Source organism: Pseudoalteromonas sp. APC 3250 (genome assembly GCF_030407915.1).
Classification (GTDB): Bacteria; Pseudomonadota; Gammaproteobacteria; order Enterobacterales; family Alteromonadaceae; genus Pseudoalteromonas; species Pseudoalteromonas tetraodonis.
This window is the reverse complement of sequence record NZ_JASDCM010000009.1, coordinates 98,221-112,547: the sequence shown is the minus strand read 5'-3', so window position 1 is coordinate 112,547 and position 14,327 is coordinate 98,221. Positions and strand designations below refer to the sequence as shown.

13 protein-coding genes and 2 pseudogenes are annotated in these 14,327 nt (G+C 40.2%); 5 read left to right on the top strand and 10 right to left on the bottom strand.

Going from position 1 to position 14,327, the window contains the following annotated elements; translation table 11 throughout:
- Window positions 1–11: 11 nt before the first annotated feature.
- Window positions 12–551 carry an inosine/xanthosine triphosphatase gene (yjjX, locus tag QL986_RS11370; RefSeq protein WP_290191550.1) on the bottom strand — a complete coding sequence of 180 codons (540 nt, stop codon included), beginning with the start codon at window positions 549–551 and terminating at the stop codon, window positions 12–14.
- A gap of 60 nt (window positions 552–611) precedes the next feature.
- A complete protein-coding gene (locus QL986_RS11365) occupies window positions 612–1,511 on the bottom strand; it encodes a phosphoribulokinase (RefSeq protein WP_008114793.1) in 900 nt (299 codons plus the stop codon).
- 115 nt (window positions 1,512–1,626) lie between these two features.
- Between QL986_RS11365 and QL986_RS11360 the strand changes: the two genes are divergently transcribed.
- Window positions 1,627–2,496, top strand: a complete 870-nt coding sequence (locus QL986_RS11360) for a hypothetical protein (RefSeq protein ID WP_290191549.1) — start codon at window positions 1,627–1,629, stop codon at window positions 2,494–2,496.
- 333 nt (window positions 2,497–2,829) lie between these two features.
- Window positions 2,830–3,195 (top strand): hypothetical protein, encoded by a 366-nt coding sequence (locus QL986_RS11355; protein ID WP_290191548.1) that lies wholly within the window; start codon window positions 2,830–2,832, stop codon window positions 3,193–3,195.
- Window positions 3,196–3,440: 245 nt separating this feature from the next.
- On the opposite strand, the gene QL986_RS11350 is transcribed toward QL986_RS11355, so the two are convergent.
- The 7 genes and pseudogenes from QL986_RS11350 to QL986_RS11320 all read right to left on the bottom strand — a co-directional run bounded on the left by QL986_RS11350 (window position 3,441) and on the right by QL986_RS11320 (window position 9,154).
- Entirely contained in the window at window positions 3,441–6,014 is a 2,574-nt protein-coding gene (locus QL986_RS11350; RefSeq protein WP_290191547.1) for a M1 family metallopeptidase, read from the bottom strand.
- Window positions 6,015–6,128: 114 nt separating this feature from the next.
- Complete coding sequence (locus tag QL986_RS11345; RefSeq protein ID WP_013464069.1) at window positions 6,129–6,809, bottom strand: hypothetical protein; 681 nt, start codon at window positions 6,807–6,809, stop codon at window positions 6,129–6,131.
- Between the two features lie 89 nt (window positions 6,810–6,898).
- Window positions 6,899–7,249: a DUF2750 domain-containing protein gene (locus QL986_RS11340; protein WP_013464070.1), complete on the bottom strand. Its 351-nt coding sequence runs from the start codon at window positions 7,247–7,249 to the stop codon at window positions 6,899–6,901.
- Window positions 7,250–7,260: 11 nt separating this feature from the next.
- Window positions 7,261–7,577 (bottom strand): annotated as a pseudogene (locus tag QL986_RS11335) (glutathione S-transferase family protein); the annotation flags it as partial.
- 304 nt (window positions 7,578–7,881) lie between these two features.
- Window positions 7,882–8,157, bottom strand: a pseudogene (locus QL986_RS11330) (glutathione S-transferase family protein); the annotation flags it as partial.
- A gap of 69 nt (window positions 8,158–8,226) precedes the next feature.
- The gene (locus QL986_RS11325; protein ID WP_008114778.1) at window positions 8,227–8,508 is read right to left on the bottom strand and encodes a peptidylprolyl isomerase; all 282 of its coding nucleotides are present in this window, start codon (window positions 8,506–8,508) and stop codon (window positions 8,227–8,229) included.
- 76 nt (window positions 8,509–8,584) lie between these two features.
- The gene (locus QL986_RS11320) at window positions 8,585–9,154 is read right to left on the bottom strand and encodes a glutathione peroxidase (protein ID WP_013464074.1); all 570 of its coding nucleotides are present in this window, start codon (window positions 9,152–9,154) and stop codon (window positions 8,585–8,587) included.
- Window positions 9,155–9,242: 88 nt separating this feature from the next.
- Here QL986_RS11320 and QL986_RS11315 point away from each other — a divergent pair, with 88 nt between their 5' ends.
- From QL986_RS11315 to QL986_RS11305, 3 genes are all read left to right on the top strand, one after another.
- Window positions 9,243–9,731 carry a GNAT family N-acetyltransferase gene (locus QL986_RS11315; RefSeq protein WP_290191545.1) on the top strand — a complete coding sequence of 163 codons (489 nt, stop codon included), beginning with the start codon at window positions 9,243–9,245 and terminating at the stop codon, window positions 9,729–9,731.
- Window positions 9,732–9,841: 110 nt separating this feature from the next.
- Window positions 9,842–11,833: an ATP-binding protein gene (locus tag QL986_RS11310; protein ID WP_013464076.1), complete on the top strand. Its 1,992-nt coding sequence runs from the start codon at window positions 9,842–9,844 to the stop codon at window positions 11,831–11,833.
- Window positions 11,834–11,869: 36 nt separating this feature from the next.
- Window positions 11,870–12,997, top strand: a complete 1,128-nt coding sequence (locus QL986_RS11305; RefSeq protein ID WP_090494711.1) for a response regulator — start codon at window positions 11,870–11,872, stop codon at window positions 12,995–12,997.
- A 158-nt stretch (window positions 12,998–13,155) separates the two neighbouring features.
- Here the strand turns inward: QL986_RS11305 and queG are convergent, their stop codons facing one another.
- The gene (gene queG / locus QL986_RS11300) at window positions 13,156–14,289 is read right to left on the bottom strand and encodes a tRNA epoxyqueuosine(34) reductase QueG (RefSeq protein ID WP_033104344.1); all 1,134 of its coding nucleotides are present in this window, start codon (window positions 14,287–14,289) and stop codon (window positions 13,156–13,158) included.
- Window positions 14,290–14,327: the final 38 nt, after the last annotated feature.

Here is a 14,327-nt window from a genome sequence, read left to right as displayed (position 1 = left end):
TAAAACATCCGTTATTGATTATATAGAGTGGGATTAAGAAAAGGCGCCATGGCGAGTGTCAGCGCTTGAGTATAGGTACTTTCTCGTGTTGCATGATGAGCAGTTAATAAGCCAATAGCACCCCCTTGCTGTTTAATATTAGTGGTATTAAAAGCTTTATCCATCACGTCACCAAGCTCTTCACCTTGAAGCAATGCTTTATAAAACACAGCGGGCAGGGGTAAGTTACTACTTCGGCCTGTAACTTGCTGTGCGCCATCATCAATAACTACATAGGCAAAGGTTGCCGTACCATAGCTAAATTGCGCTGCACCACCTTCCATCGCCACATAGTAGTCTGCCTGATAGTGGTTTTTACAGTAATTAACGCGATTTTGTGCTCCTAAGCAGGTTTGCTCTTCACCTAAGGGTTGATCGGGTACTGCTGAGGGCGCGTGAACACCACGACATTCGATTAAACGCTCAGGAAAATACATCGCAAAAATATGTTTAGCGGCCTTGATTTTTACTGGGTTTTTAGACCCAACAATAATTTTAATTGATTGCGACATATTAAACTCGTCATACTTAAAATCAGCAGTGTACGTGAGTTAGAGTTCACAAAAAAGAGTCTAAATAGGAATTTCAGGCGGGGCTAACTTTGCTAAGGCGCGTTTTTTCAAAATAATATCTTTTATCAGAGGCGTGAGCACCAGTTCCATCGCGAGACCCATTTTACCACCAGGCACCACTAAGGTGTTTATACGCGACATAAAACTGCCTTCAATCATCCGCAAATAATACGGAAAATCAACATCATCAATCCCTCTAAAGCGAATTACAACAAAGCTTTCATCAAGGGAGGGGATATCTTTCGCGCTAAATGGGTTGGAAGTATCAACGGTGGGGACTCGCTGAAAGTTAATATGGGTACGAGAAAATTGCGGCGTTATATGATTAATGTAGTCATCCATACTGCGCACAATAGAATCCATGACTTTTTCACGAGAATGGCCGCGTTCTGAGGTGTCGCGAATGAGCTTTTGGATCCATTCAAGGTTAATAATAGGCACCATGCCTATGAGTAAATCAACATGTTTAGCAACATCATGATCTTCATCAACTACACCGCCATGTAGACCCTCGTAAAACATCAGATCTGTATTTTGCTCAAGCTCTTGCCATGGGGTAAATGTCCCAGGTAACTGGTTATAAGGCACGGCTTCATCAAAGGTGTGTAAATAACGACGAAGTTTTCCTTCGCCGGTTTCACCGTATTTAGTAAATAAGTCTTCTAAGGCGCCAAAGTCGTTAGCTTCTCGGCCAAAATAGCTAATGTGTTTACTTTCTTGCTGTGCTTCACGAATTTTTTTGTCCATTTCAGGACGTGTATAACGATGAAAGCTATCACCTTCGATAAATGCCGCATTGATATCAAGGCTACGGAAAATATGCTTCACGGCGTTAGTGGTGGTTGTTGTGCCCGCTCCAGATGAACCGGTGATTGCAATAATAGGGTGTTTAGCTGACATGTTTGTTCTCTTTTTTATGACCCGTTAGTTATAAAGAGTTGACTGACTTAGGTCAAGTGACGTCATCAGTAAATAACGTTATCATGAGGTGCTTAAAATTAAAACGAGAGAAAGCATGAAACTGATTAAACCGTTGTTAGGGCTTATAGCTATAAATGCTTTAACGCTAGATATTGCTCAGGCAAGTATGCCTAAAAGCCAAATTTTGCTCGCCGATTTAAATACTCCACATGGTATACGTGTAAGCATTGTTAGTGATAAAACGAGCTATAACAATCAACCCTATTTAACCGACACCGGCCTATACTATACTCGAGAAATAATCAGTAATGACCAGAGTCAAACAGATATTGCGCTTTACAGCTTATCATCAAAACAAACGTCTATGGTCACTAATACGCCACAAAGTGAATACTCGCCCACTTTAACACCGGATGGGCAGCACTTATCGGCGATTGTCGTTGAAGACGATGGTAAACAAAAGCTATGGCAATATCCGTTGGCACCCGAGTTGGCTGCAAGTCGTATTTTTGATTGGATTGAACCTGTAGGCTATCACGCTTGGGGAAGTAACAACGATTTAGTGATGTTTATTTTAGGCGAACCACACACTTTGCAATATACCTCGGTTGCTGCGGCAAAAGGTGAGGTGGTAGCAAGCGATATTGGTCGCACGCTTATTTATAATAAAGCGCAGGCTGAGTTTTTATTTAGCCATAGTAAACACGGGCAGCATCACTTAGCGCGTTTTGATCCACAAACTAAGCAAGTTACCGATATACTTAGACTGCCAAACCAAGTACAAGACTTCATCTTAAAAGATGAAAATACCATTGCTTACGCAATTAAAAACCGTGTTTACCAGCGTAAATTAACACGCGGCTCTGCTATATCGCAGTGGCTTGATTTAAGCCAATATTGCGATACTGAAATAAGCCGGTTGAGTTATAAAAATCAGCAATTAGCTTTTGTGTGTAGTGAATAAATAAATTTCGGACTTTCACTCATGCATGAGTTAGTCTAGGGTCTGTTGACCTTTGCGGATTACAATTTGTTCAAACTAGGGGCGGTTTAATCGCGGCGCGAGGTTTGTAACCTAGTGGGCTAAGTCAAAACTGAGTAACAAAGAGTAAATCGCCCCTAGGCAGAACCCGAAGGGCAGTGCCTGTTTGGCATTGATGCTGCGTTATCGTCTATTTATGGGGAATAACCACATTACATATGCTTTACCTTGGCTAAATACCAAACAGACTGCTGCAAATTTAACTCTGAAAGGTCAACAGACCCTAACCCCCTATTAAATAAAAAGGAAAGTCACGTGGCATTTAGTGCAGACGAGTTAACCGAGCAGCTGATCAAACTAGAGTGTAGAAGTAACTTTAAAATAAAAAACATAGCTGAGTATATGCTAGTAAACTCTAAAGAGGCGTTTTATACCCATACGGAAGCAGGTAAAGGTAAAATTGTGATCCGACCTGCATTTGAAGTGTTTAGCGATGACTTTACTGATATTGATGGGGTTGTGCGTACTCAAGGCTATTTTCATAGCAGTGAAATGACCCGTTTTCCTACCCGTATTTATAAAAGTACGCAGCCTATTCATTATGGTGTCGCTTTTAAAATTAACTCTGAACAAGCGGCAAAAGAGTTTATAGCAAAGCTAACGATGATTATTGGCGGTTAATAGAGTGGTGCAGGGCTAAAGGCAAAAGGTGCAAGATAAAATCTTTAACCTTTAACCTTTGTCTTTAATTACTACCTCTAAAAGCGCAGCGCCTCTTAACCTCTTTGTGAATAAATTTTTTAAGATCTTATTACACAAAGAGAAGACAATGAGAAGTAAATGAGAAAACATCAGCCATTAGCCCGAGTTTGAGGTTTTCGGCCCGTTACTCGTCGCCCGCAGCCCGCCATCCTTTAAACTTTAACTTATTTACTATTTAAAAAGCTATTGACTGATTTCAGTTCACGGTTTTTAAGTGCAATACAGTCATTGGTGCTCTCTGCAAGTTTACTTAATGTACGCGCATAACCGGGTACAGCTTCCAGTTTAGCGTCAAAGAAACTTTGCGTTGTAGCTAAACTGTCAGCGTCACAGCTGGCGGTAGTAAAGTAAGGTAAGTTTGGCACAAAAAATGGTGGCAAGCTTGCTGTTACTTTATCGTAGTTGTTATAAATCCAATCAATAAACAGTGCTTGGCGTTCATCGGTGTAACTTTGACCCGATAAAATAGTACGCATATCAGAAGCCGTTACTTCGTCTGTTAAGCTATACGCCAGTACCGCTTTTTGTAGTTCAGGTTTACCAAAGTAACCCATTGCTGCCAGCATATTGGTACGCACTTGTGGATCTTTGGTGGTTTTAAAGGTTGTCATAAACTGATCTAGCAACGCCTTATCCCCATGAAAAGCCGCAAGACGTAAATAAGTACCTGCTAAATAAGGGTCTACCTTTTGTGGATCGTTTAAGTAAGCTTGTGTTTGCTGTTTGGCTTTATTGATCACATTTTTATCTTCACCATCAAACCCTAAGCGTGATACCACCGCGGCACGAAGTTGAGCTACTGCGCCATCTTCGCCCATTTTTGCTTCTAGGCCATATTTTTTAGCGGCAGGCATCACCGCATTTTGAATAAACGTAGGCCATAAATCTTTATTGCTATCGTCTTTAAAAGTACGCTGCTGTGACGCTAAATAACCTAAAGCAGTGTTAGCAACACGCGGATGACTATCGCTGGCAAATACTTCAAGCGTTTGCATTAATTTAGCCGCTGAAATGACACCGGCATCAAGTAGGGCATCTGTTGCCGATAATAGGGCTAAGCGTTCACGGTCGTTTAATACCGTAGCTGCATTATCTATTAGCGCATTAAATTGCGTATCATCCATTACCCAGCGGTAATAACCCAGCGCGCCTTGATCTGGATAAATCCACTCTGGTTCAAAGTCTAATGCTAGCGTTTGGCTTTGTTTATTTAATAATACATTGGCTGTTTGTACTTTATCGCCAGCACCATATTTAATCGCAACCGGTACATTCCACAGTTGAGCAGGGGCTTCAACACCGGCATTGGCAAAACGACTTTGCGAAATCGTAATGCTCTTACCTTGCTGCTTAACGTTAATTAGCGGGAATGACGACTGTTCAATAAACGATTTTAAAACGCTCGCTACATCTTTATTTGAAGCCTTACCAAGTGCTTCCCATAAATCGGCAGCTTCTGCATTTTTATAGGAGAATTCTTTTAAGTAGTTCTGAATACCAGCTTGAAATGCCTCTTCGCCAATCCAGTTTTCAACCATCGCCAGTACTGAGCTGCCTTTGCTGTAGGCAAGGCCTAAACCATCCATAATATCGGCTTCGGTTTTAATTGGTTTACGAATTGGCTTAGTGCTTAAACGTGCATCTAACGCCATTACGTTGTTTTGTGGTAAATCTAGGTGTGATTCAAACTCAGGATTAAGCTGCTTAGTAATTTTTGCCGCCATCCAGCTTGCAAACGCCTCGTTTAACCATAAGTCGTTCCACCACTTCATAGTCACTAAGTTACCGTACCATTGGTGAGCTAATTCATGGGCAATAATAGAGACATTACGTTGTTTTTTACTACGCGTTGCAGCTTCTAAATCAACCAGAAGAATATCTTCGCGGTAAGTCACTAAGCCTGAGTTTTCCATAGCGCCAAACGGAAATTCAGGAACAGCCACTGAATCTAGCTTTTTATATACATAAGGAATACCAAAGTAGTCTTCAAGTGCGCCCAGTACTTTAGGCATGTTCTCTTTTGCATATTGCGCTAAATGAATTTTACCTTGTGGGGTGATCACACGCCCAGGAATAGGCATGCCTTTAATTTCTAGCTCTTCAAATGGACCTACAGCCATAGCCACTAAGTAAGATGGAATTGGTGGCGTTTTATCAAAGTAATGGGTGGTCATATCGCCATTCACCGTCGTTTTTAGCTCAGGTGTATTTGAATACACTTTTTGTGAGGTGGGGGCGGTAATGGTTAACTGAAACGGAATTTTATAGCTTGGTTCGTCAAACACCGGAAATGCACGGCGCGCATCACTCATTTCAAATTGCGTGAACAAGTACGGAACGCCTTGATCTAGGGTTTTATATAACCCCACACTCTGGCGGTTATAAGGCGCTGAAAAATCTATTTTTAAGGTGTATTTACCTGGCTGAATTTGCTCTTCACAGCTAAATTTAACTTTACCTGTTTTAAGCATTTCGCTGTTTAAATTACAGTTTTGCTCACCTAGTAGTTGCACCATTTTAGTTGCATAATCAACACCATTGAGCTCAATGTAGTGTGTTGGTTTGAGCACTTCTAAGCTGATCTCGGTCATTCCTGTAAAGGTATCCTGACTTGGGTCGAGCGTTAAAGCGACTTTTTGTGAACTTGGCTTTGCGAGTTTTTCAATGACGAATTCGTTAGCGTGAGCAGCATTCATCGCAAGCGCAACGCTCACGGTTAAGAGGCTTTTTAAAAACATAGTTATCCCTAGATTTTTTGTTGTTAGAAACAGTCATATAGACGGCACTTCATCCTAACAGCTTTTTTTACTAGAGTAAGCGCAGATCGCTAAGGAAAAGAGTAACAAAGTTTGTCAGTGGCTATCTCGGGCTAAAAACCGCTGCCAATGAATGTGGGAATTGATAACCCGGATCTGTTGTAGCACCTTATTTAACAAGGCTATATCGTTAAAGTTATCATGAGGGTAATCATTAAAGCCCATTAAATAATTAAAGCAGTCTTTGTTGCCTGCTTGCAGGGCATAAATACGAATCTGTTGTTCAAAGTTAAGCCGTAAGCTACTAATGGCGGTTTTCATACCGAGTTGATCCACCGAAGGAATTGCACATTTTTGCAAATACCCCGCGCGTTCACCTTCTCCCGAAAACCATATGCGCACTTTTTCGCTATAGCGCCCTGTTTTAGCAGGAAGATCGAACATTAAACGGGAGTGATTTTGTGCTTTTACATAAGCTAAATAGTCATTAAACCCAGCGCTAATAAGGGCGTGATGAACAGGCACTAAACGTGGCTTAATTTTACCGTGGGTATGAAAACTAAAACAGAGAATATTATTTTTAAGTATTAGGTCATCAAGGGTTAAGCAGCCAATTTCATCACTGTAAGCGCCACTGTAATAAGCAATTAAGGGCAGCCAGAAATGCCAGTGTTTAGCTTGTTCGCGGGCAAGCCGTGTATCACTATAAATATATCCGTTATAGAGCGTATGCAGCTCCATAGCTGAAAATGGACGACGACCAAGATGGGTTTTCAACGTATTACCTTGACAGTTTTTATTATTTTTATACCCCAACTAACCGTTGCTGTTAGTTGGGATAATGTCAGCGAACTAACGCCTAAAACTTATTCGCTTAGCGCGCGAGCTAAACCAACCGGTTCAATTTCTACACACACCTGATCGTCATTCCAATTTAAACCCACTAATGCATCATCAGATTTTAGGTCTTCAACCCAATCATCTAAGAATTCATCTAGGTTGATTTCTACTGGACTGTAGTCTTGCCACTCTTCTTTACATTGTGCTTGTGCTGCGTCTTGTGATTCCCACAGTAAAAGTACATCGGTGTCGTCAAACTGATTTGACTCACATACAACAAAGCCACCATCATCGGCACCCAGTGCCCAGATCTGCTCACTAACACGTACTTTTTCTACAAAGCTAACTAGTTGTGATTCAATTTCGATATCGCTCATGTATCCACCTTTTAAAATTTAAGTCGAGGGTTGGTATTTTTAGCCGCTTGACGCTGACTAAACGCCTCATGAAACTTAACTAATTGCGGCTGCGCGCTAAAATCAGTGAGTTCACGAAAGCATATCCAATCAAGTAAGCAGTATAAACTGATGTTGAGGCATTCACAGCTTTTAAATTCATCATCGCATAAATGATCATTTAAATAGTGTAATGTTTGCGCAACTCGCTCATTTTGCAGATTAAAAATAGTTTATCAGCTTGCGTGTCAAATCCAGAACGTTGGCATAACAGTAATTCAACGAATGAATCATTGCAGGCATTGATGCTAGGGCCTGTTGACCTTTACGGATTAAAATTTGTTCAAACTAGGGGCGATTTAATCGCGGCGCGAGGTTTGTAACCTAGTGGGCTAAGTCAAAACCGAGCAAAGCTTCCGCGTCCTGCTCACGCCCCTTACCTACATCCATGTAGGCAACAAAGAGTTAATCGCCCCTAGGCAGAACCCTTCGGGCAGCGCCTGTTTGGCATTAATGCTACGTTATCGCCTATTTATGGGGAATAACCACACCACATAGGCTCTGCCTTGCCTAAATACCAAACAGACTGCTGTAAATTTAACCTTGAAAGATCAACAGGCCCTAATTAAAAAATGCTCTTGAGGCCATGTAAGTGGGGGTTGCTTAGTTTTTTCAAGTAAATAACGCAGTATGGTATTTGAATCACTTAGGGTAAGCGTGTCATCGACCAATATAGGGATTTTGGCTGCTGGATTTTTTGTGACCACCAACGGCTGATCGTCTTTAGAAAAAATATCGAGATTAATAAATTCAAGCGCACAATTGTTTTGTTGTGCCCAGATTCTAATACGGCGAACATAAGGGAAAGGAATAGAGCCAAATAGTTGCATAATGGGGCTTTTGCCAACTCCACATAAATAAAAAGCCGCTGATGCGGCTTTATTAATAAATCGATTTACTTACTCTGAGCGGCTGGTTACTTCTAATAAATGGTAACCAAACTGTGTTTGTACAGGGCCTTGTACTTGATTTAGCGGCGCTGAAAATACCACCTTGTCAAATTCAGGCACCATCATACCTGGGCCAAACTCACCTAATGCACCACCATCTTGACCTGATGGACAATTAGAGTGCAGTTTAGCGAGTTCTGCAAAGTCTTCACCTTGCTCAATTTTATCTTTAAGGTCTAAACATTGTGCTTCACTGTCTACGAGTATGTGCCTTGCACTTGCAACTGCCATAAGTTCTCCTACCTGTAAGTTTAGTTTTTTAAATTTGATAGCAACATCTTAGTAAGGTTAAACTGAAAACACAAAGTTAAAATGCACTTTTGATTGCGCTTTCTAGTTTTGCTGAATCCGGTGCTACGCGGCTGTTAAAGCGCGTAATAGTTTTGCGATCGGCCGATACCACGTATTTATAAAAGTTCCAGTTTGGTGAACTGGTTTGAGCGTTTAAATGCTTAAAAATAGGGTTTGCGTCACTACCACGTACTGCGCTGGTGGCCAGCATAGGGAAGGTAACACCATAATTTACATAACACACTTTTGCGGTATCTTTTTCATCATTCTCTTCTTGAAAAAAATCATCTGATGGAAAGCCTAATACCACCAAGCCTTCGTCTTTGTATTTATTATAAAGCGCTTCTAAACCTTCAAATTGCGGCGTAAAACCGCAGTTACTCGCAGTGTTAACAATTAAAAGAGGCTGGTTTTTAAAATCGCATAAGTTAATGGTTTCAGTTGAGCGCAACTTTCTAAGTGAAACATTCGTGAAGTCATTGCAGGTGTTTGCATCTAATGAAGGGGGGGGCGAGTCTGCGGCATATGTATTTAGCGAAACACAACTTAACGCGAGGGTTAAACCAAGTATTATTTTTTTTATCATGCTATTACCTTAAGTGCGTTTTTAGAGTATTTATGTAACTTATCATACGCTACTATAGGCTAAACTGATCAATTTTACTTTATTTTCTATGACTATACGTTTAGCAAAACCTGATGATTTAACTGCCATTGTTGCTATTTACAATGAAACTATCCCTAGTCGAATGGTCACCGCCGATACCGAAGAGGTGACCGTCGCTGATAAACAACCTTGGTTTGATAGCCATACTGCTCAACGCCCTATTTTTGTTTTCTGTGAGAACAACCAAGTATTAGCGTGGCTTAGTTATAAATCGTTTTATGGTCGCCCAGCTTACGATGGCACCGTTGAGTTAAGCATTTACATTACGGCAGCAGCCCAAGGAAAAGGGTTGGGTAAAAAGCTGATGCAATTTGCACAACAACAAGCCAAGCAGCTTAATATAGAAGTATTACTTGGGTTTATTTTTAGTCACAACGAACCGAGCATTAAATTATTTAAGCATTTTGATTTTGCAGTATGGGGAGAGCTGCCTAACGTAGCAAGAATGGACAATCAGCTGTACAGCCTGACTATTTTTGGTAAGCATTTAACCTAGTACCATAACAAAAGGCAGCAAAATTCACTTTTACGTAGGTGATTATGCTAAACCAAAAATTCTAGACTATGCTGAAAAGGTGTTTAATTAACTCTTTAAAGTGTGTCTAAATGGCGAGAAAAATACTTATTATTGATAGCAGTAGCATGATTGCTATGCGCTTAAAAGTGTTATTAGAACTAATTGGCTGCCAAGTTGAATTAGTCCACTTTGCTATGTTTGATGAAAATACAGACATAGACATTTATGACTTGTTGGTATTTTCTCAAGGCGTGCCAACCGATGTTGTATCGATAGTTGTTGAAAAAGCGACTTATCAATCATTTTTGTTATTAGCGCCAAAAGCAGAATCAGGGGAGTTGCTTAGCGCATTTTCCAAATTAAATGACTTGATACCCAATGCCACCATTATCTACCCCTTCTTTTCCAATAAAGAAATAACGTCTTTAATTGAGGCCTTATTAGAGATAGGTCCAGATCACATTTTTAAACTACCGACAATTTTACTCGTTGACCATGTTAATGAGCGATTAGAGTCACTCAAAAGTAGCCTTTATGGCGCTCATATTGAGGTATACACCGCAACAAACCATGATGAAGCAATTAATATTGCCAAGCTCAGGAGTATTGATATTTTAATCAGTGACTTTAGCTTACAACCGGGTTCTGGTTTAGAGATATTTTCGAGTTTAAAAAAAATACAACCGCATAGTCGTTGCTTGTTAGTAACCTCACGCCCTGAACAATCTATGTTAGAAGCCATTCGCCAAGGTGTTGAAGATGTTTTAATCAAGCCTTTAAATGACAATGTGTTACTACAGGCTGTACATAAATTATGGCAAACCGAGCTGCTAAAACGTCACAATGCTGAGCTAGTAGAAAGATTACAAGAAACAGTTGATGTGCTGATTGAAAAAGACAGCCTACTGCAGGTCATTTTTAAAAATACCCCCGATCCTATTTTATTATTTGAACGCAAAGGCAAGATAGTCGAGGCCAATGATGCCTGCTTAAAATTATTTAATTTAAAGTTTAAAAAGCTCATTGCTCACTCGTTATTTCATTTTTTAGATGATGACTCGGTGCAGGCAATAAAAGATAAAATCTCTACATTAAACAGTAATCGTCAGTTTAGTTGTGACTTACACATTGTAAATAAAGACGGAAGTAAAATTCCGCTAGTTGGATCATTTAATGAAATAGACCATCATGGCGAAATAGCGTTAGCGGTTATTTTTAAAAATGTTAGCCATTTAAAACAAAAAGAAGATCTACTGTTGGAAGCCAAAGATCTTTTAGAAGAGCAAGTAAGGGCACGTACTTCACAGCTTGAGCATGCGAAAAATATTGCCGAAGCGGCTAATCTAAGTAAATCAGAGTTTTTGGCAAATATGTCGCATGAGCTAAGAACCCCTATGCACTCTATATTGAGCTTTTCACGTTTTGGTATTAGCAAGTTACAAGAGGGTGATTTTAGCAAAGATAAACTTTTGAAGTATTTAACTCGTATTGAATCAAGTGGGCAAAGACTACTATCGTTACTTAATAATTTACTCGACCTTTCTAAATTAGATGTTGGTAAATTTCCATTCAACCCACGGGCTTATGATTTAGCGACTATTGTTAAAACCAGTATTGATGATGTTGCCGGTATTGCTATTGAAAAAGATATAAATATTGTTTTTAGCTCTGATAACGCGCCGATTGTTGCACAGTGCGATGAAGAGCAAATAAATCAGGTTTTGAGAAATGTATTGAGTAATGCACTCAAATTTAGTGAAGAGCACAGTACTGTTGAAGTTGTAATGCAAAGAGACGATGACAATGCAAACATTGCAGTGATAGATAGCGGTATAGGAATACCTGAAGAGGAACTTGAAACGGTTTTTAATAAATTTGAGCAAAGCAGTAAAACGAATAGTGGTGCAGGTGGAACCGGGTTGGGTCTTACCTTGTGTCGTGAGTTTGTTTCATTGCATCAAGGCAGTATTAAAGCATGCAATAACAGCCTTGGTGGAACAACAATTTCGATACAAGTTCCTTTAGAAATAAACTTAGATGAATACCTAGCTGATGAGCAATTAGTGAAAAATAGCGGCTAACAATCGAATTGTTTTAATTTATATGGATGAAAAATTATGGCTTTAACTAAAATTCTTGCAGTCGACGATGAACCATTTAACCTCGAAATAATTGAAGAAATATTAGAGGATCTTGATTTTGAACTTAAGCTAGCTTCAAGCGGCCCTGAATGCTTAAGTATGGTTGAAGAGTATATGCCTCAAGTTATATTACTTGATGTAAGTATGCCAAAAATGAATGGTTATGAAGTATGTAAAGAGCTTAAAGCTAACCCCAATACCCATGACATCATCGTGATGTTTGTATCTGCAAGAGGTACGGTTGAGGAGCGCATGGAAGGTTATTCAGTAGGCGCGGAAGACTATATTGTAAAACCGTTTGGGCACGACGAATTAAAGCAAAAACTGAATAAACTAAATCAAGTCTTAATAGAAAAACAACAGCTTGAAAAGCAAGTAAAAGAAGCGACCTCTACCGCCTTTAATGCTATGGCAAATAGCAGCGAAATGGGTCAGATAGTAAATTACATTGAAAATATTGGTTTTATTAACGATGTACAAGAGCTAGGAAAAGCATTAGTAGAATGCTTACAGGCATTTGGCCTACAAAGTAATATTGAATTTAGATGTAACGATACTAAGTCGCACTTTGCGCTCAATGGGGTGTGTTCTCCAATTGTAATTGAGTTATTTGAAATGCTTAAAAGCAAAGGACGACTGCATGAGTTTTCTCATCGCATTTTGGTGAACTACGAGCTTGTGAGTTTACTGATTTTAAATATGCCAGAGCATGACGAGCAAAAGCACGGACGCATACGTGATCATATTTGCTTTATTGTAAGTGTAACCGAGCAACAATTACGAGCCATTACCACTAAGCAGATGCTGGTATCGCAGCAGGAGCGGTTAAATAAAGTTGCCGGTACTGTGCATAGTAAGTTTCATCGTTTAATTGGGATGTTGAACGACAGTCGTATTAATAATGAAAAAGTATTTAAGCATTTACAAGAAGAACTCGAAGAGCGGATCCCAACTATGGGATTGGATGAAGACCAAGAAATTTTTATTTATAAAAAAGTAGACGAAACCATACAAAACTCGGTTGCACGTCAGGAGTCAGTAGATCAAGTTAAAAAAGCCTTTGCAGAAATAGAGCAAGATCTTGCTTTATTGTTGAAAGGTTAAAGGTTAAAGGTTAAAGGTTAAAGGTTAAAGGTTAAAGGTTAAAGGTTAAAGGTTAAAGATGCGGGTTACGGGCTGCGAGGCGCGGGCTAAACTCGTCGCTACGATTAGGCAGATAGCTTGTATCAGCGACATTATGTCGCGTTTTTTAGGCAATAGGCTTATGCGTCTCTGGGTAGGCCTTTTTCAACAATCCGTATTAGCCGTGCTGTTTTGCGCAGCTTTTGTCTTTGTTTATCATGTTGCTGGGTAAGTGCCCATTCTATGTGCTCATTCACCATGTCACTGACCGTTTTGCGTTTATCTTCAAGTGCATGAATAATCGCTGGGCTAAAATCTGCGTTGCCTAAGCCAACCGCTATATTTCGTAACCAACGCTCATGGCCAATGCGCCGAATAGGGCTGCCCTCGGTATTTGTTAAAAAGGTAGTTTCATCCCAGGCAAATAACGCGAGTAAGTCTTTATTTTTTAATTGTGTACGGGGGTGGAAGTCTTGCTCGTCGGTAATTTGTCCATAGCGATTCCATGGGCACACTAACTGGCAATCATCGCAACCATAAATGCGGTTACCCATTAAGGTTCGGTATTGCTCTGGAATAGCCCCTTGATGCTCTATGGTTAAATACGATATGCATTTACGTGCATCTACCACATAAGGTTCTACAATAGCGCCGGTAGGGCAAAGGGTTATACAGGCAACACATTTACCACAACCTTCAAACGTGTTTTCATCATCAATAGGCAGTGGTAAATCTACAAATAACTCGCCTAAAAAAAACCAAGAACCAGCCTCTTTATTGATTAATAAAGAATGTTTACCTCGCCAGCCAAGCCCTGCTTTTTCAGCTAATTGACGCTCAAGCACTGGCGCTGAATCAACAAAAGGCCTAAAGCCATAGTCACCTACCTGCTGTTCAATTTTTTTACCTAATTGCTTGAGCCGATTACGCATTAATTTGTGATAGTCACGGCCAAGCGCATAGCGGCTGATATAGGCTTTCTCGTTATTTTTAAGGTTTTTGGCAAAGCCTGAATCTGGCGGCAGGTAATTCATTTTTACTGAAATAACTCGTTGCGTGCCAGGGACTAGCTCGCTAGGGCGGGCGCGTTTCATTCCATGTGCAGCCATGTAATCCATTGAACCATGATACCCTGCATCAAGCCAACGCTGAAGCTGTGCTTCATGCTTAGTTAAATCAATGTCAGTAATGCCCACTTCACTAAAGCCAAGTTGTTGGCCCCATAATTTTATTTGCTGGGCTAGCTGTTCATAGTTTGGTTTTACGTCGCTCACATACTTCACACAGTTAAATGACAAGCCGCTTAATTTAG

Coding starts and splice junctions, on each gene's coding strand:
- QL986_RS11320 (WP_013464074.1), bottom strand. CDS start 9,154: ATGATAAAAAAAATAATACTTGGTTTAACCCTCGCGTTAAGTTGTGTT.
- QL986_RS11365 (WP_008114793.1), bottom strand. CDS start 1,511: ATGTCAGCTAAACACCCTATTATTGCAATCACCGGTTCATCTGGAGCG.
- yjjX (WP_290191550.1), bottom strand. CDS start 551: ATGTCGCAATCAATTAAAATTATTGTTGGGTCTAAAAACCCAGTAAAA.
- QL986_RS11315 (WP_290191545.1), top strand. CDS start 9,243: ATGACTATACGTTTAGCAAAACCTGATGATTTAACTGCCATTGTTGCT.
- QL986_RS11340 (WP_013464070.1), bottom strand. CDS start 7,249: ATGAGCGATATCGAAATTGAATCACAACTAGTTAGCTTTGTAGAAAAA.
- QL986_RS11360 (WP_290191549.1), top strand. CDS start 1,627: ATGAAACTGATTAAACCGTTGTTAGGGCTTATAGCTATAAATGCTTTA.
- QL986_RS11310 (WP_013464076.1), top strand. CDS start 9,842: ATGGCGAGAAAAATACTTATTATTGATAGCAGTAGCATGATTGCTATG.
- QL986_RS11325 (WP_008114778.1), bottom strand. CDS start 8,508: ATGGCAGTTGCAAGTGCAAGGCACATACTCGTAGACAGTGAAGCACAA.
- QL986_RS11305 (WP_090494711.1), top strand. CDS start 11,870: ATGGCTTTAACTAAAATTCTTGCAGTCGACGATGAACCATTTAACCTC.
- QL986_RS11350 (WP_290191547.1), bottom strand. CDS start 6,014: ATGTTTTTAAAAAGCCTCTTAACCGTGAGCGTTGCGCTTGCGATGAAT.